The sequence below is a fragment of the Candidatus Frankia nodulisporulans genome (assembly GCF_902806475.1).
Classification (GTDB): domain Bacteria; phylum Actinomycetota; class Actinomycetes; order Frankiales; family Frankiaceae; genus Frankia; species Frankia umida.
This window is the reverse complement of record NZ_CADCWS010000378.1, coordinates 1-2959: the sequence shown is the minus strand read 5'-3', so window position 1 is coordinate 2959 and position 2959 is coordinate 1. Positions and strand designations below refer to the sequence as shown.

Genomic DNA, 2959 nt, shown 5'->3' with positions numbered 1-2959 from the left:
CCTCGGATACGTCCTGTTCGACAAGGACTTCGGGGAGGGCGCGCTGCAGCCGTCGGGCATCATCGGGTCGATCCTCGGTGGCATCGTGGTGCTGCTGATCTGGCGTGCCGTCGGTGGTCGCGACCGCGCCCTGCGCCGCTGACCCTCGCACCAGGCCGGTCCTCCTACGCGCACGCCATATGATTCTTCGGATGTGAGGGCCTTGTTCCGTCCCGGTGTGCGGCTGGGAATGCCCGGAGGTCTCACACGGAGGGTTGTACGGTGCCAGGTGGAGAGCTGTTCCGGGATTCGGGCCGGATTTCCCGAACACGCCTCCACCTGCGCGGCACGCGGGATGTTTCCTGCCGTTGTGGCCGCTGGCTGACGGCCGGCGCGGCGTCCGGTCTGCCCGGGAGCGCCCAGCCTGTCCGGGGGGCGACTGGCCCGTCCGGACGGTGGGCGCTGTCCGTCCTACTCTTGGTTCCCGTGCGGACATTCACAGTGCGGTGGATCCCGGCGCCCGCGGCAGCGGCCCAGCCGGCAGCGACCCGGCCGGCGAAAGCGCGAACAGCGCGAACAGTGGTCGCCGCGGTCACGGCCGGGCTGGTGCTGGTCGTGGTGCTGTCCGGCTGCGGCAACGGCGGTGCGGATGGCGACGGCGCGGACGACCGTCCGGTGACGGTCACCGAGATCACTGCCACGGCGACGGCCGGCCGCTCCACCGCGTCCACGTCCACGGGCCCGCGCACCGCGGAAGCGTCGCGGGCCGGATCGTCGCCGCGTCCGGAGGCGTCGACCGGCGGCGGCTCGTCAGCCACCAGCGGGACCGGGTCGGCAGCGGCGCTGGCGGGGCAGGGCGCGGCGCTCGGGGGACGGCCGTACTGCGGGGCGAGTCAGGACGTCGAGGAGATCGTCGTCGAGCAGTGGTCGAGCGGGGCGTTCCGGGTGTCGCTGCGACCGACGGTGGCCTCCCGCAAGGCGCCGCGGACGGCGACGACGCAGGTGCTGTGGTCGGCGATCGGTGCCTGCGTGCCCGGGGTCGGTACCGCCGCGTCCGCCGAGAGCCTGCACCAGCAGCTGGCCTGCCATCAGGCGCTGGCCCAAATCCGTTCCGGCGACGGCTATGCCACCGGTGACACCTACGACCTGGAGAGCTGGCGTCCACCGATGACCCCGAACAGTTTCCCCACCTGGATCTCCACCCGGTGCGGCAACACACTGGGCACCGACCCGGCCGGCGGCCCGACCCGGGTCTACCGTCCCGACGGCGTCGCCGCGCGCTACCCCGTCCGCGGCGAGCACGGCTGACCCACCCGGACACCGTGATCCACAGCGGGTCCGGCGGGGATGGTGGGGGGCCGGCGGGACGCTCGACGAAAGTGCGCTCGGGGGTGCCACCCCGACGCTCCCCCACCGCCTCGGAGATCAACAGCCGGTTATGATCCGCCGCCATGAGCGCGACTCCCGACGACGATCGGACCCTGCCGGAGCAGGATCACCCGCAGCGCGATCTGCCGGTCTCCGGACGGGCGGAGAAGACCAGCAGACGGCCCGGATGGGACGAGGCCGACCTGACCCGGACCCGTGACGCCTACGACGCGGTCGCCGATCTCTACGCCGACATGTTCGCCGGTCAGCTCCCGCGACGACCCCTCGAACGTGCGATGTTCGCCGCGTTCGCCGAACTCGTCGCCGAGCACACCGCGGCCACGGGTAGCCCCGGGCTGGTCGCCGATGTGGGCTGCGGACCCGGTCACATCACCGCTCACCTGCACGGCCTGGGGGTGGCCGCGGTCGGCCTCGACCTGTCCTCGGCGATGATCGAACGGGCCCGCCGGGACCATCCGCACCTGTCGTTCGAGGTAGGTCTCATGCATCGGCTCGGTTTCGGCGCGCAGACCCTGTCGGGGATCGTCGCCTGGTTCTCGATGATCCACCTGCCGCCCGGGGCCGTCCCGCAGCTGTTCGCCGAGTTCCGCCGGGTGCTGGCGCCGGGCGGGCAGCTGCTGCTGGCGTTCCAGACCACCGAGGTCACCGACCCCAGCCCCAGCCGCATGCCCACCGGGTCGCCCCCTCGCACCGCTGGCCCCCCGACCGCGTCGCCCTGCTGCTGCGCTGGGCCGGTTTCGTCGAGACCGCCCGGCTGCTGCGCGACGCCGACGACCTCGACGCCCTGCCCAGCGCCGTCCTGCTCGCCCGCGCCCGCGCCTGAGCCCCACCCGAACCTGCCCCGTCCGAACCTGAGCCTCGCTCGAAGAGGAGCGGCTCTGCGTCCTTCGCCACGCCTCGGCGGGATCGCCCCGTCCGAGGCGTCCTCGGTGTGCTCGGCCTTGTGGTTCGAGCGTGGACGCCGCACCCGGTCGCCGAGGCGCACGTGTCGCCCTCCCGAGGCGGATGCGTCGCCCTCCCGAGGTGGACGTGCCGCGAGGCCGCCTCGGCGAGGCGGATGCGCCGCCCTGCCGAGGGTTATGCGGTGGCATGCCGAGGGTCGTTCGGAAAACGGGGCCCTCGATTCCCGAACAACCCTCGGCATGCGGGCGACCGACAGGCGATCCGGCCCGCGGCCACGCCCGGCCATGACGGACGGGAGCGGACGACGACCCCATTCGTGAGGGATGGGAGCCGATGGCGACGGTCAGTGGCCGATGATGCGGACTTCCGGGTAGGTGCGGCTTGGGGCGTCCAGGATGGGGGCGGGACGTCCGGTCAGGGCGCGGGTGACGAAGGCCTCGACGTAGACGCGGGTGATCGCCAGGGCGCGGCCGCCGGACAGGGTGGGAGCGACCCCGTCCGGCGGCGCCGGATTCGACTTCGGGCCACCGCCGGTGCCACTGGCGGTGTCGGTGCCAGCGACGCGACCGGTGGTGGGGGGCGGGGGGAGCTGGTCGGCGATGACCGGGTCGTCGGTGAAGCTGAAGTGGTCGGCGCCGTCGACGTCCAGCCACAGGCGGGGGGCGCGCAGCAGCGACCAGGCCTGCGC

General features: G+C 73.3%; 2 protein-coding genes and 2 pseudogenes. 3 read left to right on the top strand and 1 reads right to left on the bottom strand.

The window, feature by feature from the left end:
- From G6R24_RS19905 to G6R24_RS19895, 3 genes and pseudogenes are all read left to right on the top strand, one after another.
- Positions 1 to 142 (top strand): annotated as a pseudogene (locus G6R24_RS19905) (GlsB/YeaQ/YmgE family stress response membrane protein); the annotation flags it as partial.
- 416 nt (positions 143 to 558) lie between these two features.
- The gene (locus G6R24_RS19900) at positions 559 to 1287 is read left to right on the top strand and encodes a DUF2599 domain-containing protein (protein ID WP_225438817.1); all 729 of its coding nucleotides are present in this window, start codon (positions 559 to 561) and stop codon (positions 1285 to 1287) included.
- Between the two features lie 143 nt (positions 1288 to 1430).
- Positions 1431 to 2591, top strand: a complete 1161-nt coding sequence (locus G6R24_RS19895) for a class I SAM-dependent methyltransferase (RefSeq protein ID WP_225438816.1) — start codon at positions 1431 to 1433, stop codon at positions 2589 to 2591.
- Positions 2592 to 2614: 23 nt separating this feature from the next.
- Here G6R24_RS19895 and G6R24_RS19890 read toward each other — a convergent pair.
- A pseudogene (locus G6R24_RS19890) lies at positions 2615 to 2959 on the bottom strand (hypothetical protein); the annotation flags it as partial.

Bases quoted from the DNA above. Each gene is read 5' to 3' on its own strand.
- G6R24_RS19895 (WP_225438816.1), top strand. From the start codon at position 1,431: ATGAGCGCGACTCCCGACGACGATCGGACCCTGCCGGAGCAGGATCAC.